Genomic DNA, 26,874 nt, shown 5'->3' with positions numbered 1-26,874 from the left:
TGTATGGGCGGGTGTTGGGACAGATGAAGATGGCGAAAATTGGTTTGCTGCTGGATGAACAGACGGCAAACAAAAAATGGGCAGAACGGGAAAATGTGTTTGCTTTTTATATGAAAGAAGTATTGGATCATTTTGGCATTCCGTATCAAGTCATATCCGAAAATACGGATCCCATGGAAGAAATGGATTTGTTAATTGCAGGCCTGCTGAACGAGTCTGACCAGGCCGTCCAGCAATTGATTTCATATATAAAAAATGGAGGGGCGGTCCTCCATTTATCGGATTCTCCCAAGCTTGCAAGATGGGCGGGCTGTCAAGTGGACTGCGGAGGTCCGGGGTACGGATATCCCGCAAAAGAGCTTGGCTATCAAAAGCCGGTCCGTTTTTTAAAAACGAATCATTGGTATCGTGCCGCCCCAGCAGATTGGAATGCAAAAGAGGGATTTTTAACAGACGGCTCACCGGAAGGCCCGGTCATTGGAGAACTCTGGATGACCATAATGGCAGGGAGCGGGAAAATGGTCCACTGTCAGGCTGATCTTCCTTATTCCATTGTCGGGCTGCAGCAGGGACTGGAGCCGATTCATCGGGACGGGGTGCCCGCCCCGGACGGAACGGCGGGAATTGATGATGGGCTCCTGAAAGCAGATGACAGTTTCACTATGGACTGGAGCTGCGATCGGGAAACGACGGATACGGGAATGAACTACTTTTCGGAAGCCTATGCTGACCGCTGGCGTGAAGTTTTTTATCATAAGCTTGCAGAAATGGCGCTTGAGAAGGGGCTGACGGTTCCGTTTATCGGAAGGTGGCCTGCCGGAATTGACCAAATCGCCACCATTTCCCATGACAGTGATTTTAATCTGGAAGAATCGGCCGAGGTGACGCTTTCTTTATTGAAAGAGTGCGGAATTCATTCTACATGGTGCATGATTGAACCCGGATATGAATCTGGCATGTATAAAAAAATCAAACAGGAGGGCCATGAGCTCGCCTATCATTACAATGCATTGGAGGTTGAGAATGGTGTATGGAGCGAGATGGAATTCAAAAGGCAGCTTCAGGATTTAAAAACAAAGACCGGTTTAAAGCACTTCTGCACAAACAAAAACCACTACACGCTCTTTAAGGGGTGGGGGGAGCTGTTTGAGTGGTGTGAAAAGGAAGGAATTCAGCTCGATCAATCCAGAGGCCCAAGTAAAAAGGGGAATATCGGCTTTTTATTCGGAACGTGCCTCCCCTACTTTCCGATCGCTTGGCACACAGAAAAAAACCGAAAATATGATGTCATCGAACTTGGATTTTTAACCCAGGATCTTAATCACCATGCACTGGCAGATACAACGGTTATTGAACCCTTTTTGGAAGAAGTTCAGCGGATTGGCGGTGTGGCTCATTTCCTTTTTCACCAGCTTCATCTTCTCGAGCAGCCAAAAGTAGGTGAAGCCTTCCGGAAGGTTGTGAGGGAAGCGAGGGCCAGGAAGTTTGAGTTTTGGACTTCCGAACAGATCAGCCGGTGGGAAAGGGCGAGAAGAAGAATAAAAATTGACCGGTTAGCTCCATCCGGGGAACCGGAGCTGTCAGGTGAGGCACCGACTGCCTCCCCTGTCATATGGGTACCTGTTCCGAAACATGCCAATGTTCTTGGGGAGGAGGCGGAAATCCGCTTCGGCCACCTATGCATCAAGAAAATACCGGTATTCAAGCAGGCACAAACATCGTGAAAGGAGACTGGAATGGCTATTCATACCGAACCCCTTGCCATCCATGGCGGCAGAAAAACCAAAACGGCCCCGTTTGGGACGGGAAACCGCTTTGGACTCGAAGAAGCAAAGGAGCTGCTTGAGGCGCTCGATCAGAATACTCTTTTCTACCATTTTGGAAGTAAAGTCAAAACATTTTTACGGAATTTTAATCATCTTTATAGCCTTAAACACAGTGTGGCAGCTTCTTCAGGAACGGCCGCTATTCACATTGCGCTGGGAGCAGCAGGAGTGACGGAAGGAGACGAAGTCATTACAAGCCCGATCACGGATCAGGGTACGGTTATTGGAATTTTATATCAAAATGCGATTCCTGTTTTCGCAGATTTAGAGCCTTATAGCTTCAATCTGGACCCCGCATCCATTGAAAAGTCTATTACATCCCGAACGAAGGCGATTATTGCTGTCCACCTTGCAGGAGTGCCATGCCGGATGGATGCCATCATGAAGATTGCAGAGCAGCACGGACTGGTCGTAATTGAAGATTGTGCACAAAGCTATCTGGCAGAATACAACGGCCGGCTGACCGGAACGATTGGCCATTTTGGATGTTTCAGTACGAATGACTTTAAACATATTTCAACCGGTGACGGAGGAATGGTGGCGGTGAATGATGAGGATGAAGAAGTATACAGGAGAGCTCATGCATTTGCTGACAAGAACTATTCGCGCCTTGAGGAAACCGTCACAAGGAAAATTGCCTCTCTCGCTCCAAATTACAGGATGACGGAGCTGCAGGGGGCGGTCGGGATTGCACAGCTTAAGAAGCTGCCCGCTATTTGCGGCAGGAGAACCGAGCTTGGAGACCGGCTTACAGGCATGATTCACGATATAAAAGGTGTGATCCCGCAGGAGATACCATTAAACAGCGTATCCACCTATTGGTTTTATATGTTCAGATTGGATCTCGAAGCCTTCACATGTTCACGGAAAGAATTTTCAGATGCATTAGCTGAAGAAGGAATACCGAATCAGCCCGGCTATATCCCCGAGGTGCTGTACCGGCAGCCGCTGTTTTCAGAACGGTCTGCGTATCCCGGTACACATTATCCGTTCAGCTTAGGACGGCCGAATTATGAAGCAGGCAGCTGTCCGATAGCTGAAAGAATTCTGGAAACGGCGGTCAAACTGCCGATGAGCGAATTTTATACAGATCTGGATGTAGAAGAAATAGCAAAAGCAATCCGAAAAGTGGCCTTATTTTATCAAAAATAACCGGCAAGGGAAGGATGCACATGTCATTTGTGTCGTCTAAAGAAATCATCTTAGACGCTTTTGAAAACCGTTATGCGGTTGGTGCGTTTGCGGTGCATAACCTGGAGCTTATGAAGGCGGTCATCAGCGGAGCCGAGTCCTTCAATTCTCCGGTTATCCTTCAGACCACTCCTGATACCGTCCGCTATATGGGGCTTGAATATACAGTAGATGCGGTTAAATCGCTTGCAGGACAATCAAAGGTGCCTGTTGCGCTTCATTTGGATCATGGAGATACGTTTAAAATTGCGATGCAATGCTTAAGAGCGGGATATACATCGATCATGATCGATGGATCGTCCCTTGATTTTGAAGAAAATATTGTGCTTGTAAAAAAAGTGGCGGAGGCGTCCCAGGCGATGGGCGTGCCTGTAGAAGCTGAGCTCGGCGCCATTGCAAGAAATAATGGGAATGGGGAAAAAGCAGACCGGAGTCATTTTACCAATCCATCGCTGGCAGAGGAATTTGTCCTTAGAACAGGCATTGATTTTTTAGCTCCGTCCTTTGGAACGGTACACGGCATCTATGCCGATGAGCCGGATCTCGATTTTCATTTGCTGGAAAAAATCAGAGGCGCATGCGGAATCCCTCTTGTTATGCACGGAGCTTCCGGAGTTTGCGATGAGGATATAAGGAAAGCAATAGGATGCGGGATTTCAAAGATTAATTATTCAACAGAATTAAAACAGGCTTTTTCTTCCGAGCTGAGGAGATATTTAACGGTTCATCAGAAAGCCTCTGATCCAAGGAAATACTTTATTACAGCAAGAGAGTGTGCGGAAGAGCTGGTGAAGGAAAAAATAGCCGTTCTGCTCCAGTCTCCGAAGGTTTTGTAATGATTACCTCGGTTACTTTAAATGCTGCCGCGGATTTTACCTATATCGTCCCGGATTTCCGCAAAAATGAGACCAACCGGGTTGAGAAGGTTTTCAAAGAACCCGGCGGAAAAGGAATAAATGCGGCAAAGGTTTTGCATACCCTCGGGATTCCAGTGACAGCTGCAGGATTTGCCGGCGGGGAAAACGGCCGGTTTATTATTGATTCCCTCACAAAACAGGCCATCCCGACCCATTTCACAGAAATTGGGGAAGAAAGCAGAGCCTGCCATGCTATAGCTGACTCAGAATGCAAGACCCCCGGCTTGCACACGGAACTGCTTGAAAAAGGGCCATCCGTTTCTCAGGAAGAATGGGGCCGGTTTTTACGGATGGATTTGCCCGATTTGGCTGCAAAAAGTGACTATGTTCTATTTTCAGGCAGTCTCCCTTCCGGTTTGACCGAGGAGGCGTACGCGGATGCGGCGCAAGCGGCAGCGGAAAAAGGGCCTAAAATTATATTGGATACAGGAGGAAGAGCGCTTGAATTCGGGATTCAGGCGAAGCCGTTTCTTATTAAACCTAATCTGAATGAGCTCGAGGAGCTGCTGGGCAAGCGTTTCGACTTGAACCGGCTGTCTGAATTGGCAAGCGATCTAAAGCTTATTTGCAATCGGGGCCCGCAAGCCATTGCTGTGACCCTCGGCAGCAGAGGCTCCATCCTTTATCAAAATGGCACTGCTTTATATGCAGAGGCACCCGTCGTCCGGGCGGTAAATCCGACAGGGTCCGGCGATGCATTTCTTGCAGGAATGACAGCTGCCCTTTATAGAGGTTCAGGTTGGGAAGAGGCGCTGAAAAGCGGAACAGCTGCAGGGGCGGCGAATGCAATGGAATGGACAGCAGGTAAAATAAAGGTGGAAAATTATACCTTTCTTCAAAGCGTTGTGAAGGTTTATAAAATCGATTAATGGAGGGAAATATGGAGCGCTATACATGGAATGAAATCAATGATCAGCCATCCGTTATGCAAAAAACGCTGCAAATGTTAGAAGAGAAGGTTTTTGAACCTGTTAAAAAGGATACCATTCTCCTTTTTACCGGCTGCGGTACGTCCTATTACCTGGCGTGCAGTGCAGCAAAATACTATCAGAAAATAACCGGAAAACCTGCTGCTGCAGTCCCTGCGTCAGAATTGATTCTCTGTCCGGATGAAGCCATAGCGAAAGGTTCAAATTACAAAATCATCATCATTTCGAGATCCGGAACGACGACTGAAGCAGTAGAAGCAATAAAAAGAGTCGGGGAATGGGCCAATGTTTCTTCTTTGGCCGTTACGTGCAATGAGCAATCCCCCCTGTGCACGATTTGCAATGAAGCGATTGTCCTCTCTCATATCAATGAAAAAAGCGTCGTAATGACTCAAAGCTTCTCAGCCATGCTTTTCTCCCTTCAGCTGTACAGTGCCAAAATGGCCGGCTCAGCACAGGCTTGGAATGAACTTGACGCAGTGCCGCATAAAATGGAAGAAGCTTTATTGCAATCGGAAAAAGTGAAGGGATTATCTGAAGATCAAACGCGGGAAAAGGTCATCTACTTAGGCAGCGGGATGTATAATGGCCTGGCTAAAGAAGCAACGCTGAAATTGAAGGAAATGACCCAGACACACTGTGAGAGCTACTGCTCCCTCGAATTCAGGCATGGACCCATATCAATAGCAGACAGCAGGACTGCTATAGTTCTCATCGGGTCATCTGCCACAGTGGACTATGATGTGCCATTGCTTGAGGATTGCCGAAGACTTGGGGCATCCGTTTACTATATCGGACCAGAGCTTTCTGAAAAAAATCAGGAAAAAGTAACCGATGCTTTTCTGCTGCCAAATGGCACGACCGAACATCACCTCGTTCTGGCTATGCCATATGTCCAAAAAATAGCGTTCTTCCGGGCAGAATGGTTGGGATTAAATCCGGATCTTCCCAAGAACTTAACCCAGGTTGTCAATATCCCGATGAGGTGAGGAGGAAATAAATGACATATGCGATTGGGCTGGATATAGGAGGCACCAAGATAGCGGCTGGCGTGGTCGACGATTCCGGCAAAACGGCATCCGTATCAGTGGTGCCTTCTTCTTCTGTAAGTGAAGAGTCAATGTATGGCAGGGTTAAGGAATGCATTCACAAGGTGCTCAGGAGCTCAGGGATCCCGCTAAATCAAATAGAAGGAATAGGAGCCGGGACACCTGGAATGGTAGACAGGGAGCAGGGAATCGCTGTTTTTTCAAACAATCTTCCCTGGCGGAATTTTCCTCTTGCAGAAAGACTGAAGTCTGACTTTGGCAAAAGAATCATTCTCGAAAATGATGTATGCATGGCAGCTTATGCAGAGTGGGTGCACGGTGGAGCTGACGAACAGGAGACGTTCGTATTTTTGACTGTCAGCACCGGCATCGCCTGCAGCATTATCCATCAGGGGGATTTTTTCCGGGGAGCGGGCATGGCCGGGGAAATTGGGATGAATATAGAGCAGGAAGAGCATGTCGACGGTGCGATTGTCCGCAGGACGCTTGAAGAGCTGGCTTCAGGTTCCGCCATCAGCCAAACTGTTGCTGAATTCACGAAAAGCAAGGCGCAGCAGGAGTTGTTTGACTCCTTATTGGCAGGCGCAAAATCCATCGAAACGATAAACATGATCAGAAGACTGGCAAGAGCGGTCTATTCGATCATTTGCACCATCGATCCTCACCGCATTGTAATGGGAGGAGGGGTAATCAACCGCAACCGCCGTCTTCTTGAGGAAATATGCAAGTGCGTGGATGAATACCGCTCCTTAAGAAAAGAGCCGCTGTCTAACCGAATCTCTTCAAGTATGCTAAAAGAGGCGGCAGGAGTACAAGGTGCCGGTTTAAAGCTCCTTCATACACTTCAGGCTGACTGAACCAGGTCAGCCTCTTTTGTTTGCAGACAGCGTGACAGGTTCTTTTTTTCCAATTCTGGTAAAATGAAAGAAAATGAGAAAACTCAGGAGAAGGATGAAATGAAAATAACCATTGTCAGGCACTATAGAGTAGACTGCCCGTATAAAAAAATGATGACCCCTGAGGAATTCCGCAGCTGGTGTGTTCAGTATGATACCTCTTCCATTTCAAAAATTCTACAGGCCGCTGAAGATTCTGACTGGGATGCCTGCTATTCGAGTGATTTAGTGAGAGCCAGTCAGACAGCTGAGCATTTATATGGCGTTCCTGTTATAACCCCTTTACTTAGGGAAATTCCTATTGCACCATTTACCGATATAAAAGGTAAACTGCCTTTCCATGTCTGGATGATGATGGGAAGACTCAGCTGGCTATTCTCCCTTCCATCTCAAAGTGAAACTAGAAAACAAACGGCTGAGCGGGCAAATCAGTGGATTTCGGAAGCGGAAGTCCTGGGTTTCCGGCATATACTCGCAGTCTCTCACGGCTTCTATATCCGTGTGTTAACAGGACAGCTAGTAAAAAGGGGCTACAAAGGCAGGAAAGCGGGGAGGGCAAAAAACGGAGAGCAGCTGGTTTTTGAGAAAGCCTGAAAGAAAATAAAGGCACGCAGCAGACTTTACAATTGCCCGTCGGGATGTGTGGTGATATGGTAGAATCATTCTAATCGTTTAGGAGGTTATCATATGCCCCTTCTTCGTTTTGATGTAATAAAAGGAAGAACAAAAGAAGAGCTGCAGACTTTGCTGGATGCGGCACATGAAGCCATGGTGGCCGCATTTGAAGTGCCGGAACGGGACCGCTATCAAATTGTCCATCAGCATGCAGAACATGAAATGGTCATCCAGGACACAGGGCTTGGATTTGAGCGGACAAACCATGTAGTGATGATTTCCATGACCAGCCGTCCGCGTTCGGAGGAACAAAAGAAAAAATTTTATGCGCTGCTTGTTCAGCATTTAAAAGACCGCTGCGGAATTGATCCGCAGGACGTAATGGTTTCTATCACAATCAACAGCGATGCCGACTGGAGCTTCGGAAACGGTAAGGCACAATTTTTAACAGGAGATTTATAAAGGATGGGGGGTGACTTTGGTCACCCTCTTTATCTTGAAGCCATCTTATTTTCTATTGAATCTGCATTCATTCGGTGGTTTGGTCTGATCCATCACCTGTTTGAAACAAGGTGCCGGCTAAAGTATAATAGAATGATTGAGGGGTGAAGAAATGTTAAAACCTAAAGCCCGATGGTCCGTTACAGGAGCAGATGCCGCTAAAGCAGAAAGACTGGCGGAGAGCTTGAATATAACGCTGCTGGTTGCGTCTTTGCTCGTAAACAGGGGCATTGAAGAGCCAGAAGCTGCTAAAGCATTTTTATATATGGATCAGCAGGATTTTCATGATCCTTTTTTAATGAACGGAATGGACTCGGCTGTTGCCCGGATAAAAAAAGCAGTGGATTCTCATGAAAAGATTTGTGTATATGGGGATTATGATGCAGATGGAGTTACGTCGACAGTTGTCATGCTTGAAACGCTGCATCAGATTGGGGCAGACGCTGATTTCTATATCCCGAACCGTTTTACAGAAGGGTATGGGCCGAATAAAGCGGCCTTTCTGAAGCTAAAGGAGACGGGAGTGTCGCTGATTATAACAGTGGATACCGGGATCTCAGCTGCAGAAGAAGCCGATTATGCGAAAGAAATCGGTCTGGATTTAATTATAACGGATCATCATGAAGCAGGTCCTGTGCTTCCCGATGCAATCTCTATTGTTCATCCGAAACTTCCCGGCAGTTTGTATCCATTTAAAGAACTGGCGGGTGTGGGGGTAGCACTGAAGGTTTCCCATGCTCTTCTCGGGACTGTTCAGGACTCCCTTCTTGAACTTGCTGCGATTGGTACAATTGCTGATTTAGTATCTCTCCACGGTGAAAACAGATTGATTGCTTCAAGAGGCATTGAACGGTTGAAAAGGACAGGCAGGCCCGGGATAAAAGCTTTGCTCCAGCAGGCTTCCTCAAAAGAAGGCGAGCTTACAGAAGAAACGATCGGCTTTGCGATTGCGCCCAGAATTAACGCAGTCGGAAGACTTCAGTCAGCCGATCCGGCTGTGGAGTGCCTGAGAACGGCTGATTCGGCTCGGGCAGCAGAACTTGCTGCGGACATAGACAGCTTGAACCGTGAAAGACAAAAAATTGTGCAGGATATTGCACGGGAAGCGATTGAAATGACAGAATCGCTCTACCCGCCTGAAGAATACCCTGTTCTTGTTCTCGCGAACAGCGGATGGAATCCAGGTGTAGTGGGAATCGTTGCATCAAAAATCGTTGAAAAATTTTACCGTCCGACCATCATCCTGTGTTTAGACGAGGAAGGGGTAAAAGCGAAAGGGTCTGCCAGGAGTATCCCGGGTTTCGATTTATTCAAAAACCTATCCGAATGCAGGGAGCTCCTGCCCCATTTTGGCGGACATCCGATGGCTGCGGGAATGACTCTGGCAGCGGATGATATCGATGAACTGAGAGAACGGATGAATGCTCTCGCAAAGAATCAGCTGAAGGAAGAGGATTTTGTACCGCTGACGAAAGTCGATTTGTCCTGCAGGCTTGACGAAGTGACACTTTCCTCTATTGAGGAAATGAATCTCCTCGCTCCTTTCGGAATGCATAATCCAAAACCGGTTGTGATGATCGAGGATCTGTCTGTCTCAGGAATGAGGAAAATCGGTTCCAATCAAAATCATCTTAAACTGACTCTTGAGCAGGATGAAACCCAGCTCGACTGTGTAGGATTCGGGTTTGGACATTTGCATGATGAAATTTCGCCGGTTTCTAAAGTGTCAGTAGTCGGCCAGCTCTCTGTAAACGAATGGAATAACTTCCGCAAACCCCAGTTTATGCTTCAGGATGCGGCGGTTAAAGGTTGGCAGCTGTTTGATCACAGGGGAACACGCCAGGTGAAGCAGATTCTTGAACGGATCCCATCAGAGAAAAAACGGCTGATTGCCTTTAAAAAAGAAACGGCGGAACAGCTTATGCAGCAGGGGATTTCCGGTGAGTGTCTTTATATTGAATCGCCTGAACAGGCTTCACAGACCAATCTTCAGGGACGCTACGCCGTTTTTATGGACGTGCCGGATAACATGGATATTTTTGCTTCCCTGTTTAATCAGGCAGAGCCGGAAAGAATATACGTTTTCTTCCATCAGACAGAAGACCATTTCTTTTCTACCATTCCGACGAGAGAGCACTTTAAGTGGTTTTACGGATTTCTCCTGAAAAGAGAGCAATTTGATATAAACCGCCACGGTGCAGAGCTTGCCAAACATAAAGGATGGACGTCTGATACAATTGATTTTATGTCAAAGGTGTTTTTTGAGCTGGATTTTGTTACAATAAACAATGGTCTGATTTCAATTAACAAAAATGGCGGCAAACGCGATTTAAGTGAATCACTTGCTTATAAACAGAAAAAAGATCAAATGGAGCTGGAAAACAGGCTGCTGTATTCGTCATACCGGGAGCTTCTGGATTGGTTTGATGAGCAACTCAATAAAGCGTCTAAGCCTGTTCAAGTTTGAGGAGGAAAAACGAAAGATGGATTTAAAACAATATGTCACGATCGTCGAGGATTATCCGAAGCCTGGAATCCGGTTTAAAGACATTACAACATTAATGGATAAAGGCGAAGTCTATAAATATGCGACGGATCAAATTGTTGAATTTGCCCGTGAAAAGCAAATTGACCTCGTTGTGGGTCCGGAGGCACGCGGATTTATTATCGGCTGCCCGGTTGCATATGCACTTGAAGTCGGTTTCGCGCCTGTGCGAAAAGAAGGCAAGCTTCCCCGTGAAGTCATAAAGGTGGATTACGGTCTTGAATATGGCAAAGATGTCCTGACGATTCACAAAGACGCAATTCTTCCCGGGCAAAGGGTTCTGATCACAGACGATTTGCTTGCTACAGGCGGAACGATTGAAGCGACAATCAAGCTTGTTGAAGAGCTTGGCGGCGTTGTTGCCGGAATGGCCTTCCTAATTGAGCTTTCGTATCTTGACGGAAGAAAAAAACTGGATGGCTACGATGTAATGACGTTAATGCAATATTAATTGCTGATAAAAAACTGGCCGTCTTCGGCCGGTTTTTTTATAAGATGAGAAAAAGGAAGGATGCACGCTGCGCGAATCCTCCCTGCTTGCATTTTATTCCGGTTCTAACCTGCTTTCCCGGAAAAGGAGGTAAAATAATTTACGGGAAATGATGGGTAACCGGATTTTTATGTAAGCGCCATCATCCCCTTCGTATCGCTTGCTTATGTTTTTTCTTTATCCGACCGCGCTTTCTGTTAAATTCGAATTATTTCCCTATCCCTTTACAGAACCCTTTTTTTTCATGATAATAGGTACAATAAAGTTTTCTTCAAAAAAGGTGATCTCATGGCGAATGAACAAGTCCTAACCGCTGAACAGGTAATTGAACGGGCAAAGCGGTATCTGGCTGATGACAATCTTGATTTTATCCGGAAAGCGTACGATTTTGCAGAAGAAGCTCATCGAGAGCAATACCGCAAATCCGGTGAACCGTATATTATCCACCCTATTCAAGTTGCGGGCATACTAGTAGATCTTGATATGGATCCATCTACAATAGCCGGCGGTTTTTTGCATGACGTAGTGGAAGATACAGATGTTACCCTGGATGATATCCGCAAGGCATTCAGTGATGAAGTCGCGATGCTTGTGGACGGGGTGACAAAGCTCGGAAAGATTAAATATAAATCCCATGAGGAGCAGCAGGCGGAGAATCATCGGAAAATGTTTGTCGCAATGGCTCAGGATATCCGGGTCATTTTGATTAAACTGGCCGACAGGCTCCATAATATGAGGACTCTCAAGCATCTTCCTCAAGAAAAGCAGCGGAGAATTTCGAATGAAACGCTTGAGATTTTCGCGCCTCTTGCACACAGACTCGGGATTTCAAAAATTAAATGGGAGCTTGAGGACACGGCTCTCCGATACTTAAACCCTCAGCAGTACTATAGAATTGTTAATTTAATGAAGAAAAAGCGTGCTGAGCGTGAAGAGTATCTGGATGAGGTCATCCATGATGTGAAGAACAGTGTGGAGGAAGTGCAAATCCAGGCGGAATTCTCAGGCCGTCCGAAGCACATTTACAGTATCTATAAAAAAATGGTTCTTCAAAATAAGCAGTTTAATGAAATTTATGATCTGCTTGCGGTCAGAATTGTTGTAAACAGCATTAAAGACTGCTACGCCGTTCTTGGAATTATTCACACATGCTGGAAACCGATGCCTGGACGGTTTAAAGATTATATTGCTATGCCTAAGCCAAATATGTATCAGTCCCTCCACACGACGGTAATCGGTCCTAAAGGGGATCCGCTGGAAGTGCAGATCCGCACAATGGATATGCATCACATTGCTGAATACGGGATTGCTGCTCACTGGGCTTATAAAGAAGGAAAAGAACTGGACGACCACGCTTCTCTTGAGAAGAAATTAACTTGGTTCAGAGAAATTCTTGAATTTCAAAATGAATCAACGAATGCAGAAGAATTCATGGAATCTCTTAAAATTGATCTGTTTTCCGATATGGTGTTTGTTTTTACACCAAAAGGCGATGTCATTGAATTGCCGTCAGGATCTGTCCCAATCGATTTTTCCTATCGCATTCATTCGGAGATCGGGAATAAGACGATCGGTGCGAAGGTAAACGGAAAAATGGTGACGCTGGATTATAAGCTGAAAACAGGAGATATCATTGAAATTCTGACATCTAAGCATTCATATGGGCCAAGTCAGGACTGGCTTAAACTTGCCCAAACCTCCCAGGCTAAAAACAAAATCAGACAGTTTTTCAAAAAGCAGCGCCGGGAAGAGAATGTTGAGAAGGGGAAGGAATGGGTTGAAAAAGAGATCAAAAACATGGATTTTGATCTAAAAGAGATCCTTGCTTCCGATAACGTAAAAAGAGTATACGAAAAGTTCAACTTTGCCAACGATGAAGACATGTTCGCAGCCGTGGGATACAACGGGATAACCGCTTTGCAGGTAGCCAACCGGCTGACTGAAAAATGGCGGAAAAAGCGTGATCTGGAAGAACAGGAAAAAGCGGTTGAGGAAATTGTGACGGAAACAAAACAATATCCATCTCCGAAGAAACGGGATGCGGGTGTAAGAGTAAAAGGAATCGACAATCTTTTAATCAGGCTTTCGAAATGCTGCAATCCGGTGCCAGGGGATGAAATTGTCGGCTTTATTACGAAGGGACGCGGCGTTTCTGTCCATCGTGATGATTGCACGAACATCCAGGCGGATGATGCGAAAGATCGCCTCATCCCAGTCGAATGGGAGCATCAGCTCGACGGCAGAAAAGAATACAATGTAGAAATAGAAATCATGGGCTACGACCGGAGAGGCCTTCTGAACGAGGTCCTTCAGGCAGTGAATGAAACGAAAACCAATATCTCTTCTGTTTCCGGAAAGTCGGACAGGAATAAGGTAGCCACGATTCATATGGCCCTATCGATAGCGAATATAAACCATTTGCATAAAGTGGTTGAACGAATTAAACAAATATCGGATATTTATTCTGTGAGAAGATTGATGAACTAAAGTGAGGGTCTTTTTCAATGAAAATTGTTCTTCAGCGGGTAAAAGAAGCGGAAGTGACAGTAAGCGGGAGCACGGCCGGAAAAATAGGCCGGGGAATCATGGTTCTCGTAGGAGTAACACATGATGATGCGGAACAGGACGCTGTGTATTTGGCTGAAAAACTTGCCAATCTCCGGATTTTTGAGGATGAATCCGGAAAAATGAACCGTTCGATTCTTGATGAAAAAGGGGAGGTGCTTTCTGTTTCGCAGTTTACCCTTTACGGAGAATGCCGAAAGGGTAGAAGGCCCAATTTTATGGGTGCTGCTAAACCAGATGCTGCAGAGCCCCTGTACGAGAAATTCAATCAGGAACTCCGCAAGTCCGGTTTAACGGTTGAAACAGGCGTATTCGGTTCAATGATGGATGTCTCACTCATTAACGAAGGTCCCGTCACCCTGATTATCGATAGTGCTGACCGGGGGAAATAGCAAAAAAGGAAGCCGTACACGGCTTCCTTTTTTATGATTTTCTGCAGGAAAGAGCTCCCGGACCGTTAAAAAGCCAAGCCTATTCATGACTGAAATACTTATTAAGACCTTCGGTAATCCCTCTCACTGCGCTCTGCTGAAAGGAATTTGAGTTTACGGTCATTTCATCTGTCACACTGCTCAGATAACCAAGCTCGATCAGAATAGCCGGTCTCGTGTTCTCACGGATCACATGATAATCTCCGAATCGGACACCCCGGTTTTTAGAGGCGGTGCTGCGGATCAGTCCGTCATTGACCTCCGCTGCTAAGCTGCGGCCGGGTGTATGGTAATAGTAAACCGTCATGCCTCTTACTGTCTGGCTGGAACTGCTGTCATAATGAAGGCTGATAAAGGCATCGGCTGCCCTGAGATGGGAAGTGCGAACTCTTGATTGAAGGCTGATGTATAAATCAGAGCTTCTTGTCGATATAACATTCGCTCCTTCAGATTCCAATGCTGCCTCTAAATATCGGGCCGTTTTCATTGTTAACGATTTTTCGAGTGTTCCGTTACTCCCGGCCGTCCCACCGTCAATCCCCCCATGCCCGGGATCGATGACAATGGTTTTTCCTTTAAGCGACTTCGATTCTCCCGGCCGGCTGATCCTTTTTCCGGATTCAGCATCCTCTGCAAGCCATCCTGCAACATAACCGGTCCGTCCATCCGGAAGAGAAATTTTATACCAGTCATTTTGAATCGACAAAACCGGATACGTCGTATCGGCTGTTCCTCTTGCTATGACAGAACTGTTTACTGAAGCAGAGGAGCGGATGTTGGTCCCGTTTGAAACCAGTTTAATGGTTTTATTCGTTCCACTGCGGTTATGAGCGGATTTTTCAGTATCTGCTTTCTGGATGTATAGAGCAGATACCCAGCCTGTTTGGTTACGATCAAATCGAATATGAGCCCACCCGTTTTTCTTCTCCAAAATGATTACTTTCTCGTTTTTACGTACTTTTCCCGACACGGTTCCATTCAATGAAGCGGACTGGCGGACATTAAGGGAATCAGCTGACACAATTCCTGACACTTCGTTGATTCTTTCGGTCTGAACGAATTCCCGGTTAACCCAGCCTGTCTCTCCCCCATATGAGATGCGGAGCCAATTGCTTTGTGTGTTTAAAATCGTAACCGCTGTTCCTTTTTTTACTGAACCAAGCAGAGTACTTTCACCCGCAGGTGCAGAACGGACATAAAGAGAGGAAGCTGTTATGTACCCTGTAAGTCCAGAACGGGAAACTGATTTTTCTTCTTTTTTATTAGAGGATGCATACTGTGATGAGATCCAGCCTGCCGTTCCTTCGTAAGCAATGCTTGTCCAATCGCCTTTTCTGCTTACAAGCTTTGCTTTCTTTCCCATTGGAAATGTACCGATGATGGGGTACTGCTTTCCAGGTCCTTTGCGAATTCTGACATCTTCAGCGTTTGAATAGATTGCATCTTCCTGAGAGGACGACTGAACCTGCACAAGCCAGCTCGCAGCCCATCCTGTTCTGTTTCCCGGAAGGGCGAGTTTAACCCAATCCCCTTTTCTTTCAATGACACTGTATGCTTCGTTTTTCCGTGCGATCGCTTCGATTCCGTAGCTCAATCCAGGTCCTTTGCGAATATTCAGGGTATCATTCAAGATTTTAGCCGTTTCCTTCGGTGCTGCATGGACAGGAAATGGCTGGCCCTGCAGAACTGCAATGAGCAGAATGAAGCTTATAACCATACTTGCCGTTTTTTTTGCCATAAGAACCCCCTTTAACACCATAACTTCTTTCATTATACCGTTTAATCCTTGATTCGTTTGCAATAATTTTTCGTCAAATTGGGCATCCTAAAATGAATACTTCGAAGGGGGTTGCATACATGAGGTACAGTGAAAAAGGAGAAATGGCCCACCAGTCTCCGGGAAATTTATTTTCAGCAGACTTGAAGGCACTGGCGAAGATGGAAAAAGATTCGGTCTCTATAGAGGCTGCCATGGAATTTGGTGTAGCGCTTCGGGAACTGAAAGATTTGAAAAAAAATTTACATCAATCTTGACATGACAAGTATGCATGCGTATGATAAGATAAAATTCGAAAATGAATGGCTATACATATGAACAACCAGTGAGGGAGAAAAGTAGCTGGAACTACACATGGAAAGAGAGGAAATGCCACGGCTGAAAGCATTTCTCCATGATGATCCAATGAACGAACACTCCTTAGGTTTCTTTCTGAAAAGCATTCGCTTAGTAGGAATTGGACGCAGCCGGCGTTAACGGTTATGAGCGGAAGTCTTCTTTATCGACTTCAACTAGGGTGGAACCACGGGTATTAACTCTCGTCCCTGCGATCTTGCAGGGATGGGAGTTTTTTTATTTTTAAGCTCTGTCGAACAGCCAAGATGCGGAGGCCGGAGCCTTCTTCAGGACAGCGGAGAAAAAGTTGAACCTCCCTTTGCCGATGAATCAGCTATTAGGAATAGAGCCAATTTTAAAGAACGCAGGAGTGATGGAAATGGCATTTCAAGTTCCAAGAGGAACACAGGATATTTTGCCGGGACAGTCAGAACGGTGGCAATTTATCGAAAATATTGCAAGAGAAGTATGCAGCGCATATCAATATAAGGAAATCCGCACACCGATCTTCGAACATACGGAATTGTTTTTAAGAAGCGTAGGGGAATCAACCGATATTGTCCAAAAAGAGATGTACAGCTTTGAAGACAGGAAAGGGAGAAGCATAACACTGCGCCCTGAAGGTACCGCGTCCGCTGTACGCTCTTATGTAGAAAACAAGATGTTCGCAAATCCGCAATCCCCGGTCAAACTGTATTACATCGGTCCCATGTTCCGGTATGAGCGCCCGCAGGCAGGTCGCTACCGCCAATTTGTTCAATTTGGCATTGAGGCTATCGGAAGCGAAGATCCGGCTATCGATGCAGAGGTTATCTCTCTGGCAATGAATGTTTATAGAAAAGCCGGTCTTAAAAATCTGAAGCTTGTGATCAACAGTCTGGGAGACAAAGATAGCCGAACCGCTCACAGAGAGGCGCTGATTCAGCATTTTCAGCCGAGAATTGGGGAGTTTTGCTCAGACTGCCAAAAGCGGCTTGCTCAAAATCCTCTCCGGATCCTTGACTGCAAAAAAGACAGGGAGCATGAACTCGTTCAAACAGCACCTTCGATTCTTGAATTTTTAAATGAAGATTCAACCGCCTATTTTGATAAAGTAAAATTTTATCTCGATGAACTGGGCATTGACTACACAGTAGACAAAAACCTTGTCCGCGGACTTGATTACTACAATCATACGGCATTTGAAATCATGAGCAATGCCGATGGGTTCGGAGCGATTACGACTCTTGCGGGAGGCGGAAGATATAACGGGCTCGTTAAAGAAATGGGGGGTCCGGAAAACCCGGGCATTGGTTTTGCCATGAGTCTTGAACGGTTCCTCGCAGCAATCGATGCAGAAAAAGCAGAGCTTCCGGTGGATTCATCCATCGATTGCTACGTCGCCTATATGGGCGAAAAAGCCAAGGACCGGTCCGTTTCTATTTTAAATGATTTAAGACAAGCCGGTCTTTCAGCAGAGAGGGATTATGAGAACAAAAAACTGAAGGGCCAGTTCAAAGCGGCAGACCGGCTTAAGGCCAGATTTGTCGCTGTTCTTGGAGATGATGAACTGGAACGTGAAGCCATTACACTTAAAGATATGGAATCAGGTGAACAGCAGGAAATTGCGATTTCTGAACTTGCACCTGTTATTTTATCCCGCTCGAAGTGACCGCTGGACGCGGGACATGAACAGCGAAGCCGGGCAGGCGAAAGACAGGGCCTGCAGACCCTTCTCGCAAGCGCCGGATCTGTGTGAAAATGCTGCATCTTTAAAACGGAGCATCCATCGGAGACCGTGCTGACGGAGGGCGTAAGGAGTAACACGATTTTAATTGAAAGTAAGGAGATGTAACCATGTTTGGAAGGTCTTATTATTGCGGGGAAGTTTTGCCGGAAGCTATTGGTGAAAAAGTTGTGCTTAAAGGATGGGTGCAAAAGCGCCGTGATCTTGGAGGGCTGATTTTTATCGATTTGCGCGACAGGACAGGTATTGTGCAGATCGTTGTTAATCCTGAAGAAGCAAAAGAAGCGTGGGAAACAGCAAACAGTGTGCGGAGTGAATTTGTTCTTGATATTGAAGGGACGGTTACACAGCGCGCAGAGGGTACAGTCAATTCGAATTTAAAGACCGGAAGTGTAGAAGTGCACGCTTCATCCGTTTCGATTTTGAATACATCTAAAACTCCTCCTTTCATGATTGAGGACAAATCAGAAGAGGTATCCGAAGATGTCCGTCTCAAATACCGCTATTTGGATTTAAGAAGACCGGCTTTATTCAATACCATTAAAATGCGCCATGAAGTGACAAAAGCACTGCGGTCATTCCTTGATCAAGATGGATTCCTTGATGTTGAAACGCCTGTCCTTACGAAAAGCACGCCGGAAGGGGCAAGGGATTATTTAGTGCCCAGCCGTGTGCATGAAGGCGAGTTTTATGCCCTGCCTCAATCCCCTCAGCTGTTCAAACAGCTGCTGATGGTTTCAGGCTTTGATAAGTATTATCAAATTGCCCGCTGCTTCCGTGATGAAGATTTAAGAGCTGACCGCCAGCCTGAATTCACCCAAATTGATATAGAGGCTTCCTTTATGAGTCAGGACCAAATTATCGAAATGTCCGAGAAAATGATGGCGCATGTGATGAAAACAGTGAAAGGCATGGATATTGAGCTTCCGCTTCCGAGAATGGGCTACGATGAGGCTATGGCCCGCTACGGCTCAGATAAGCCTGACACACGCTTCGACATGGAACTGATCAATGTATCTGAACTGGTTGCAGAAAGCGGATTTAAAGTGTTCAGCAGCGCAGTTGAATCCGGTGGAGAAGTAAAGGCCATTACAGTAAAAGGCGGAGCATCGAAATATTCAAGAAAAGACATCGATGCATTGACTGAATTCGTGAAGCCGTATGGAGCAAAAGGATTGGCCTGGCTGAAACATGAAGAAGACGGCTTAAAAGGGCCGATTGCTAAATTTTTCGGCGAAGAAGAACAGACAGCATTGATCCAGACAGCACAATCAGAAACCGGAGATCTTCTCCTGTTTGTAGCGGATAAGAAATCCGTTGTGGCAGATGCTCTGGGAGCACTTCGTCTTAAGCTCGGCAAAGAACTGGGACTCATCGATGAAAGCAAGTTTCATTTCCTTTGGGTAGTGGACTGGCCTCTCTTTGAATTTGATGAAAAAGAAAACCGCTATTATGCTGCCCATCATCCGTTTACGATGCCTGTCAGGGAGGATTTGCATAAATTTGAAAGCGATCCTGCGGGGATGAAAGCACAAGCCTACGATCTAGTGCTGAACGGGTATGAGCTCGGCGGAGGGTCGATCCGGATATTTGAAAAAGACATTCAGGAAAAAATGTTTGCCTTGCTTGGGATGAGCAAAGAACAGACTGAAGACCAGTTTGGGTTCCTCCTTGAAGCATTTGAATATGGAGTTCCTCCGCATGGCGGAATCGCTCTTGGACTTGACCGTATGGTGATGCTGCTCGCGGGCAGAAGCAACCTGCGCGATACCATTGCATTTCCAAAAACAGCGAGTGCAAGCTGTCTGCTGACAGATGCTCCGGGGCAGGCAAGCGACGCTCAGCTTGATGATCTTCACATCGCAAGAAAAACGAAATAACTAACAGGAAATGGTAGGATAGACCCTCCCGGTTTCCCTTGAAAAGGAAAAAAACGTGTAGTATAATCTGATAAAAGACGGGGCACAGTCCTGATGTGTTCGTTGTATCCCTTGAGTTTGACCGAACATTTTTTTGATCGGGAGCCCGAGTTTCCGGAATGAGTAAATGCCTTTCAAAAGGACTTGCGAATTTTCCGGAACAGGGCACCCACCTGCTGAGAGCGGGTTCAAAACAAAGGATGAACACGACGGCACGATTGGGACTTACGCCCATCTGAACATAGTCATTAACCTGCATGGGCAAGGATGCTCATGCAGTTTTTTATGAAGCTAAAAACCAACTGCAATGGAGTGAAGAAATGTGCTGCACCAGTTTTCGCGAAATGAATTAGCCATTGGAAAAGAAGGCATTGAGATATTAAAAAACAGCACGGTTGCTGTGCTCGGCATCGGAGGCGTCGGTTCCTTTTCTGCAGAGGCGCTCGCCCGTTCCGGTGTCGGCCGTTTAGTGCTTGTCGATAAAGATGATGTGGATATTACGAATGTAAATCGGCAAATCCATGCCCTTGTTTCAACCGTAGGCAAGCCGAAAGCGGATTTAATGAGAGACCGGATTAAGGAAATCAATCCTGACTGCGATGTTATCTCTTTGAAAATGTTTTATACCGAAGAAACATATGAAGAATTTTTCAGCTATGGCCTGGATTACGTGATTGATGCATCTGACACAATTTCGTACAAAATTCATCTTATGAAGGAATGTTTAAACCGAAATATACCAATTATTTCGAGCATGGGTGCGGCAAACAAAACAGATCCAACGCGGTTTAAAGTGGCGGATATATCCAAAACCCACACAGATCCCATCGCAAAAGTCATCCGGACAAGATTAAGGAAAGACCGGATTCATAAAGGAATAGAAGTTGTATTTTCCGATGAAAGCCCGATTGTCATCCGGGAAGACGTCCGCAAAGTGGTAGGGAAGGACGATGCACCAATCCGCAAAGCCAAAATGCCTCCGTCCTCCAATGCATGGGTACCGTCTGTTGCAGGCCTGATTATGGGCGGACATGTGATCATGAAACTGCTGAAAGATATCAAAATAAGCAGAGTAAACGACTGAAAGCGGCCCCCGGGCCGCTTTTTTGAATGCTCTCTGCTGGTTAATTTCTTTATTTAAAAGGGTATTGGTAGGAGGTGAAGCAAAATAAAGGAGAGATAATCATGAACTCAATTAAAGGTAAAACAGCCATCATTACAGGAGCAAGCAGCGGAATCGGCGAAGCCATCGCGAGAAAATTAGCCGGTGAAGGAGCCAACATCGTTCTGGCTGCCCGCCGCCAGGACCGGATTACAGCACTGGCAAACGAGCTGAAAGAATCCTATTCTGCAGAAGTTCTTGCAGTTGCAACAGATGTTACATCAAAAGAAGATGTGGAACAGCTGGCCAAGCAGGCGAAAGAAGCTTTCGGCCAGGTGGACATCCTTGTGAACAATGCAGGAGTGATGCTTCTGTCCTTCCTCAAAAATGATCTTGTCGATCAGTGGGAGCAGATGGTGGATGTCAATATTAAAGGAGTCTTATTCGGAGTCCATGCTGTCCTTCCAGGCATGCTGGAAGCGGGCAGCGGACATGTAGTCAACGTATCGTCTGTTGCCGGACACGAAGTATTCCCGACTTCAGCGGTTTACAGTGCGACAAAATACGCGGTCCGCGCTTTATCCATGGGAATGGAGAAAGAACTTGCGGAAACGGCTATTAAAGTCACAAATATATCTCCTGGAGCTGTACAGACTGAGCTGACCAATCATATTACGGATGAAGAAGTGCAGGGAATGTTCAAGAAAATGGTTCCGGAAGATATGAAGCCGCTGAATGCTGAAGATATTGCAGAAGCTGTATTTTATGCTGTATCCCAGCCGGAGCATGTAAACGTGAATGAAGTGATCGTGCGTCCGACCAATCAGGCGTAATGAAACAGCTGAACCGGTGTTTTGATGAACCGGGTTACGCGTATTCTTAATAAAAACCCAGACAGGCTGTTGACACAATCGCCTGTCTGGGTTTTATTCTGTTTAAACGCTTCAAAGAATCGTTAGTTTCGATCCGTTCGTCCGTTCAGTTTATTATAGACTTGAGCGAGTGCCTGCTCAAATTTGCCGGTCGTTTTCGGCGAATAATAGACTTTATTTTTTAAAGAATCAGGCAGATACTGCTGTTTCACCCAGCCGGCTTCAAAATCATGGGGGTACTGATAGCCGATTCCTCTTCCCAGTTTTCCTGCGCCTTTATAATGGGCATCTTTCAAATGGGGAGGGACATCCCCGGATTTGCCTGACCGGATATCCGCGAGAGCTTCATCCAATGCTTTATAGGCAGAATTTGATTTCGGGGAAAGACATAATTCAATAACGGCGTTAGCGAGAGGAATCCGGGCTTCCGGGAATCCCAGCCGCTCAGCCGATTCAATTGCTGCAAGGGTGCGCGGACCGGCTTGCGGGCTTGCCAGTCCAATATCTTCATATGAAATCACGAGAAGCCTTCTTGCAATACTGACAAGGTCCCCTGCTTCAATCAGCCGTCCGAGATAGTGCAGGGCAGCATTAACATCCGATCCTCTAATCGATTTTTGAAAAGCGGATAGAACATCATAATGGGCATCCCCATCTTTATCGTGGGCAAAGGCCTTTTTTTGCAGACACTGTTCTGCTGTATTTACATCAATTCTGATGACTCCCTCCTCATCCTCAGATGTGGAAAGCACGGCGAGCTCTAATGCATTTAACGATGATCTCACATCGCCTCCGCTGGCGGAAGCAAGATGATCAAGTGCTTCAGAAGCAATTGAGATGTGCTTCTTTCCAAACCCTCTTTCCTGATCCGCAATCGCATGGGTTAACGCTTCTTTAATTTCAGTATCTGTAAGAGCCTTGAGTTCAAAAATCTGGCAGCGGCTTCGAATAGCAGGATTGATGGCATGATAAGGATTGCTTGTTGTCGCTCCAATCAGGACAATCCGGCCATTTTCGAGATGAGGCAGAAGGAAATCCTGTTTCGCCTTATCCAGACGGTGAACCTCATCAAGAATCAAAATGACTTTTCCTGACATTTTCGCCTCTTCGGCCACAATTTCCATATCTTTTTTATTATGGATGACCGCATTTAAAGTTCGAAAAGCTGTTTCAGTACTCCCTGCAATTGCTGTGGCAATGGAGGTCTTTCCAATCCCTGGAGGACCGTACAGGATCATAGAGCTCAGATGTCTGGCATGAACCATTCTGGATATGATCTGGCCTTCACCCACTAAGTGCTTTTGTCCAATGATTTCATCTAAGGTTCTTGGTCTCATTCTGTAAGCAAGAGGCTTCAATTCTATCTCTCCCAATCGTACATATGTACTCTTCATTATAATATGTTTTGAATTTGTTTGCAGAGAGCGGATTTCTGATACCTATTTTTTGCAAAATGGTTGCTATTTCATTATAATATTCCAATCAGTCTTATGGTTTTCAAGCGAACCCCCTGCTAAATATGGTATAATAGCATAGGTTTTTACGGATTTACGGAGAAACAGATACATGGATTCCTTGTAGAATTCCTTTTATAGATTTTAACGGAACAATTTAATGATATAGAGCAGTCAGATTCTATCTTTCTGCAGGTTTTACGATACCGGATTAGGGGTGTTTTGGTTGAAAATATCGACAAAAGGCCGTTACGGTCTGACCATTATGATTGAACTGGCAAAAAAACATGGAGATGGGCCAACTTCATTAAAAAGTATTGCCAAGACAAATGATTTGTCCGAACATTATTTAGAGCAGCTAATCGCACCGCTCAGAAATGCAGGTCTTGTAAAAAGCATCAGAGGGGCATATGGCGGCTACGTTCTGGGCGATGAACCGGAAAACATTACGTCAGGAGACATTATCCGGGTGCTGGAAGGACCAATCAGTCCGGTCGAAGTCCTTGAGGATGAAGAGCCGGCTAAGCGCGAATTATGGATCCGGATCCGTGATGCTGTTAAGGATGTTCTTGACAGCACAACACTTGAAGATCTTGCCAGCTACTCTGACGGTGAGCAGGAATCCTATATGTTTTATATATAAGAGGTGAAAACATGTCACGAATTTATCTGGATCACGCAGCGACATCCCCAATGCATCCAGCTGTTATAGATACGATGACGTCCTTCATGTCCGAAACGTTTGGCAATCCATCGAGCATTCATGCACATGGAAGAGAGAGCAGACGGACGCTGGACATGGCGAGAGATGAGATAGCTTCCCTTATCGGTGCCAGGGCAACAGAAATTATTTTTACAAGCGGCGGCACGGAAGCAGATAATTTAGCCATTTTGGGTACAGCCTATGCGCGGCGTTCGAAGGGAAACCATATCATTACAACCTCCATTGAGCATCATGCTGTTCTTCATACATGCGAGTTTCTGGAGAAGGAAGGCTTCAGGGTCACCTATCTTCCAGTAAATGAACATGGAGAGATCTCTCTTGAGGACTTTGCGAGAGAACTGACAGATGAGACGATCCTTGTTACGATTATGTATGGAAATAATGAGGTTGGATCACTGCAGCCAATCAGAGAAATCGGTGAAATGCTCAAAAACCATCAGGCCTATTTCCATACGGATGCGGTTCAGGCATTCGGGGTAGTCAAACTTGATGTCACCGAGCTTCAGGCAGATTTGCTCTCTGTATCAGGACACAAGCTGAATGGGCCAAAAGGGATTGGTTTCTTATATGCCAAGTCCGGTTTAAAGCTTAAACCGCGTGCATTCGGCGGAGAGCAGGAGCTTAAAAGACGGGCTGGAACAGAAAATGCGCCGGGGGCTGCCGGCCTGCACAGAGCGGCTGTGCTTTCCGAACAGGCCCGTGAAGAAAAAGTGCGCGAATACAAAGCGATGAAAACGAAAATGACGGATGTTTTTAAGGCTGAAGGTATTTCGTTTGAGGTGAACGGTTCAGCGGAACGAAGTCTTCCTCATATATTGAATGTGTTCTTTCCGGGCACGAATGTCGAATCATTTCTTGTACACCTTGATTTGGAAGGGATATCGGCATCCAGCGGTTCGGCCTGTACAGCAGGCTCCATTGATCCATCCCACGTCCTTACTGCCATGTTCGGAGACCATTCAAACAGACCGGCTTCTTCCATTCGATTCAGCTTCGGACTCGGAAACACGGTTGAACAAGTGGAGCAGGCTGCTCATAAAATAGCCGCGATCGTGAAACGGCTAACAGCTTAGAAAAGAGGTGAAAGAATATGGAAAAAGCGATTAAAGACACACGCGTCGTTGTTGGAATGTCCGGCGGAGTGGATTCGTCCGTCGCTGCCCTTATGCTCAAAGAACAGGGGTACGACGTGATCGGCATCTTCATGAAGAATTGGGATGATACCGATGAGAACGGAGTTTGTACAGCGACGGAAGATTACAACGACGTGATCAGGGTGTGCAATCAAATTGGGATTCCATATTATGCGGTAAATTTTGAAAAACAATATTGGGACAAGGTCTTTACTTATTTCCTTAATGAATACAAAGCAGGCAGAACACCGAATCCGGACGTCATGTGCAACAAAGAAATCAAATTTAAAGCATTCCTTGAACATGCAATGTCCCTCGGCGCAGATTATCTTGCAACAGGGCACTATGCACGGGTTGAAAAAAGGGATGGCCGCTTCAAAATGCTTCGCGGAATCGATGAGAACAAAGACCAAACGTATTTCCTGAATCAGCTTGGACAGGAACAGCTTTCAAAGGTTATGTTTCCTCTCGGCGGGATCGATAAGCCAAAGGTGAGAGAAATGGCCGCCAAGGCGGGACTTGCCACTGCATCTAAAAAAGACAGTACCGGCATTTGCTTTATCGGTGAGCGGAATTTTAAAGAATTCCTGGGAGGGTATCTTCCTGCACAGCCTGGCGAAATGCAAACTCTGTCCGGTGTTAAAATGGGCAAGCACGATGGTCTTATGTATTATACAATCGGCCAAAGGCACGGACTCGGCATCGGCGGAAGCGGGGATCCTTGGTTTGTCATCGGAAAAGACCTGAAGCGGAATATTCTGTATGTTGATCAGGGCTTCCATAATGACCTTTTATACTCGGATTCCATTATAGCAACAGATATCAGCTGGGGCTCCGGCCATGCACCGGAAGGGGAGCTTTCCTGTACAGCAAAATTCCGGTACCGTCAAAGCGATAATAAAGTAACGGTCAAAATGCTTGATGAAACTACAGCGAAAGTGACATTTGATGAACCGATCAGGGCTGTGACTCCAGGTCAGGCCGCCGTATTTTATGACGGGGACGTATGCCTGGGCGGCGGAACGATTGATGAAGTATTCAAAGACAGCAAAAAATTAATGTACGTAGGGTAAATGCACAGCAGGACTGCCTCGAAGAATGCTCAAAGCCAATTTTTTTGGTTCCGGCGGAATTTGAGCGGTCCTCTTTGCTTATTTTTTTGTATATACATACCGGGAGGAGAAATAAGATGGATAAAAATCAATTGGGTATTCAGGCGATGAAAAACGGAGATCTTGAAAAGGCAGCTCAGCATTTTACGGAAGCGATTAATGAAGATCCGTCAAACCCGGTTCTTTATGTGAATTTCGGCAATTTGCTTGCCTCGATTAACGAATTCGATAAGGCTGAAAATTTTTTCTCCAAAGCTCTTGAACTCGATCCAAAATCAGCTACAGCTCTTTACGGAACAGGAAACGTTCATTATGAAAACGGCAAATTTGAAAAAGCAGCACAAGCCTTTACGGCTGCGATGAAAGAAGGTCTTGAAGAAGCGGATGCTTACTTTATGACAGGCATGTCCCTTGTTCAATTGAATAAGGAAAAGCTTGCTCTTCCCTACTTTATGAGAGCAGTTGAAATGAATGAAGGAGACACGGATGCCCGTTTTCAGTATGGTCTCTGTCTCGCCTCACAGGGGCAAATTAAGCAGGCTGCGATCGAGTTCCAGAAAGTTGCTGAAATGGACCCTGATCATGCAGATGCCTTTTATAACTTAGGAGTAGCCTATTCCTTCGAAGAAAAGGGACAGGAGGCTTATGACATGTTCTCGAAGGCTGTTTCCATTCAGCCGGATCATGTTCTGGCTTTAAATGGGAAAAAATTGATGGAAGAGGCGCTTAAAGGATCAAACTAAAAACAAGAGGAGGGGAGAAAA

The 26,874-nt window shown here is 45.9% G+C and carries 23 protein-coding genes, 1 other RNA gene and 1 other annotated feature; of the genes, 22 read left to right on the top strand and 2 right to left on the bottom strand.

The genetic code is table 11. The annotated features are described in order from the left end of the window. The first annotated feature begins 23 nt into the window (after nt 1-23). From CEF21_RS16005 to dtd, 12 genes are all read left to right on the top strand, one after another. Nucleotides 24-1,724, top strand: coding sequence for a polysaccharide deacetylase family protein (locus CEF21_RS16005; RefSeq protein ID WP_123918087.1), 1,701 nt, complete (start codon nt 24-26; stop codon nt 1,722-1,724). 12 nt (nt 1,725-1,736) lie between these two features. After that, nucleotides 1,737-2,978 carry a DegT/DnrJ/EryC1/StrS family aminotransferase gene (locus tag CEF21_RS16000; protein ID WP_123918085.1) on the top strand — a complete coding sequence of 414 codons (1,242 nt, stop codon included), beginning with the start codon at nt 1,737-1,739 and terminating at the stop codon, nt 2,976-2,978. Nucleotides 2,979-2,998: 20 nt separating this feature from the next. Next, nucleotides 2,999-3,853 carry a class II fructose-bisphosphate aldolase gene (locus CEF21_RS15995; protein WP_123918083.1) on the top strand — a complete coding sequence of 285 codons (855 nt, stop codon included), beginning with the start codon at nt 2,999-3,001 and terminating at the stop codon, nt 3,851-3,853. After that, entirely contained in the window at nt 3,853-4,803 is a 951-nt protein-coding gene (locus CEF21_RS15990; RefSeq protein WP_123918081.1) for a 1-phosphofructokinase family hexose kinase, read from the top strand. Before CEF21_RS15995 ends, CEF21_RS15990 begins: the two co-directional genes overlap by 1 nt. Nucleotides 4,804-4,814: 11 nt before the next feature. Then, complete coding sequence (locus CEF21_RS15985; protein ID WP_164462218.1) at nt 4,815-5,852, top strand: SIS domain-containing protein; 1,038 nt, start codon at nt 4,815-4,817, stop codon at nt 5,850-5,852. A gap of 11 nt (nt 5,853-5,863) precedes the next feature. Further along, nucleotides 5,864-6,769, top strand: coding sequence for an ROK family protein (locus CEF21_RS15980; protein WP_123918077.1), 906 nt, complete (start codon nt 5,864-5,866; stop codon nt 6,767-6,769). Nucleotides 6,770-6,868: 99 nt separating this feature from the next. Beyond that, the gene (locus tag CEF21_RS15975) at nt 6,869-7,402 is read left to right on the top strand and encodes a histidine phosphatase family protein (protein WP_164462217.1); all 534 of its coding nucleotides are present in this window, start codon (nt 6,869-6,871) and stop codon (nt 7,400-7,402) included. A 93-nt stretch (nt 7,403-7,495) separates the two neighbouring features. Next, nucleotides 7,496-7,885 (top strand): tautomerase family protein, encoded by a 390-nt coding sequence (locus CEF21_RS15970; RefSeq protein WP_123918073.1) that lies wholly within the window; start codon nt 7,496-7,498, stop codon nt 7,883-7,885. Between the two features lie 151 nt (nt 7,886-8,036). Then, entirely contained in the window at nt 8,037-10,391 is a 2,355-nt protein-coding gene (gene recJ / locus CEF21_RS15965; RefSeq protein WP_123918071.1) for a single-stranded-DNA-specific exonuclease RecJ, read from the top strand. 16 nt (nt 10,392-10,407) lie between these two features. After that, nucleotides 10,408-10,920, top strand: a complete 513-nt coding sequence (locus CEF21_RS15960; protein WP_123918069.1) for an adenine phosphoribosyltransferase — start codon at nt 10,408-10,410, stop codon at nt 10,918-10,920. A gap of 327 nt (nt 10,921-11,247) precedes the next feature. Then, nucleotides 11,248-13,446, top strand: coding sequence for a RelA/SpoT family protein (locus tag CEF21_RS15955; RefSeq protein WP_123918067.1), 2,199 nt, complete (start codon nt 11,248-11,250; stop codon nt 13,444-13,446). A 17-nt stretch (nt 13,447-13,463) separates the two neighbouring features. Next, entirely contained in the window at nt 13,464-13,916 is a 453-nt protein-coding gene (dtd, locus tag CEF21_RS15950; RefSeq protein WP_123918065.1) for a D-aminoacyl-tRNA deacylase, read from the top strand. A 79-nt stretch (nt 13,917-13,995) separates the two neighbouring features. Here dtd and CEF21_RS15945 read toward each other — a convergent pair whose 3' ends face one another. After that, a complete protein-coding gene (locus tag CEF21_RS15945; RefSeq protein ID WP_164462216.1) occupies nt 13,996-15,693 on the bottom strand; it encodes an N-acetylmuramoyl-L-alanine amidase family protein in 1,698 nt (565 codons plus the stop codon). Nucleotides 15,694-15,812: 119 nt separating this feature from the next. Between CEF21_RS15945 and CEF21_RS21370 the strand changes: the two genes are divergently transcribed. The 6 genes from CEF21_RS21370 (at nt 15,813) to CEF21_RS15920 (ending at nt 21,648) form a co-directional block, all read left to right on the top strand. Continuing rightward, nucleotides 15,813-15,989, top strand: a complete 177-nt coding sequence (locus CEF21_RS21370) for a hypothetical protein (protein WP_164462215.1) — start codon at nt 15,813-15,815, stop codon at nt 15,987-15,989. 59 nt (nt 15,990-16,048) lie between these two features. Beyond that, nucleotides 16,049-16,282: a binding site (T-box leader), on the top strand. 165 nt (nt 16,283-16,447) lie between these two features. After that, the gene (gene hisS / locus CEF21_RS15940; RefSeq protein ID WP_123918061.1) at nt 16,448-17,719 is read left to right on the top strand and encodes a histidine--tRNA ligase; all 1,272 of its coding nucleotides are present in this window, start codon (nt 16,448-16,450) and stop codon (nt 17,717-17,719) included. 185 nt (nt 17,720-17,904) lie between these two features. Then, nucleotides 17,905-19,674 carry an aspartate--tRNA ligase gene (gene aspS, locus CEF21_RS15935; RefSeq protein ID WP_123918059.1) on the top strand — a complete coding sequence of 590 codons (1,770 nt, stop codon included), beginning with the start codon at nt 17,905-17,907 and terminating at the stop codon, nt 19,672-19,674. Between the two features lie 84 nt (nt 19,675-19,758). Continuing rightward, nucleotides 19,759-19,942, top strand: a non-coding RNA gene (gene ssrS / locus CEF21_RS15930) — 6S RNA. 93 nt (nt 19,943-20,035) lie between these two features. Continuing rightward, nucleotides 20,036-20,797 carry a tRNA threonylcarbamoyladenosine dehydratase gene (locus CEF21_RS15925; protein ID WP_123918057.1) on the top strand — a complete coding sequence of 254 codons (762 nt, stop codon included), beginning with the start codon at nt 20,036-20,038 and terminating at the stop codon, nt 20,795-20,797. A 101-nt stretch (nt 20,798-20,898) separates the two neighbouring features. Further along, the gene (locus tag CEF21_RS15920) at nt 20,899-21,648 is read left to right on the top strand and encodes an SDR family oxidoreductase (RefSeq protein WP_123918055.1); all 750 of its coding nucleotides are present in this window, start codon (nt 20,899-20,901) and stop codon (nt 21,646-21,648) included. 122 nt (nt 21,649-21,770) lie between these two features. Here the strand turns inward: CEF21_RS15920 and CEF21_RS15915 are convergent, their stop codons facing one another. Next, on the bottom strand, nt 21,771-23,045 hold the full coding sequence (locus tag CEF21_RS15915) for a replication-associated recombination protein A (RefSeq protein WP_123918053.1): 1,275 nt from the start codon (nt 23,043-23,045) through the stop codon (nt 21,771-21,773). 322 nt (nt 23,046-23,367) lie between these two features. On the opposite strand from CEF21_RS15915, the gene cymR reads away from it, so the two are divergent. From cymR to CEF21_RS15895, 4 genes are all read left to right on the top strand, one after another. Next, entirely contained in the window at nt 23,368-23,784 is a 417-nt protein-coding gene (cymR, locus tag CEF21_RS15910) for a cysteine metabolism transcriptional regulator CymR (RefSeq protein WP_123918051.1), read from the top strand. A gap of 11 nt (nt 23,785-23,795) precedes the next feature. Further along, entirely contained in the window at nt 23,796-24,938 is a 1,143-nt protein-coding gene (locus tag CEF21_RS15905) for a cysteine desulfurase family protein (protein ID WP_123918049.1), read from the top strand. Nucleotides 24,939-24,955: 17 nt separating this feature from the next. Further along, complete coding sequence (mnmA, locus tag CEF21_RS15900; protein ID WP_123918047.1) at nt 24,956-26,071, top strand: tRNA 2-thiouridine(34) synthase MnmA; 1,116 nt, start codon at nt 24,956-24,958, stop codon at nt 26,069-26,071. A gap of 116 nt (nt 26,072-26,187) precedes the next feature. Next, nucleotides 26,188-26,853 carry a tetratricopeptide repeat protein gene (locus tag CEF21_RS15895; RefSeq protein WP_123918045.1) on the top strand — a complete coding sequence of 222 codons (666 nt, stop codon included), beginning with the start codon at nt 26,188-26,190 and terminating at the stop codon, nt 26,851-26,853. Nucleotides 26,854-26,874 lie beyond the last annotated feature (21 nt).

Source organism: Bacillus sp. FJAT-42376 (assembly GCF_003816055.1).
GTDB lineage: Bacteria > Bacillota > Bacilli > Bacillales > Bacillaceae > Metabacillus_B.
The sequence above is the reverse complement of the archived record's forward strand: the minus strand, read 5'-3'. Positions and strand labels throughout refer to the sequence as shown.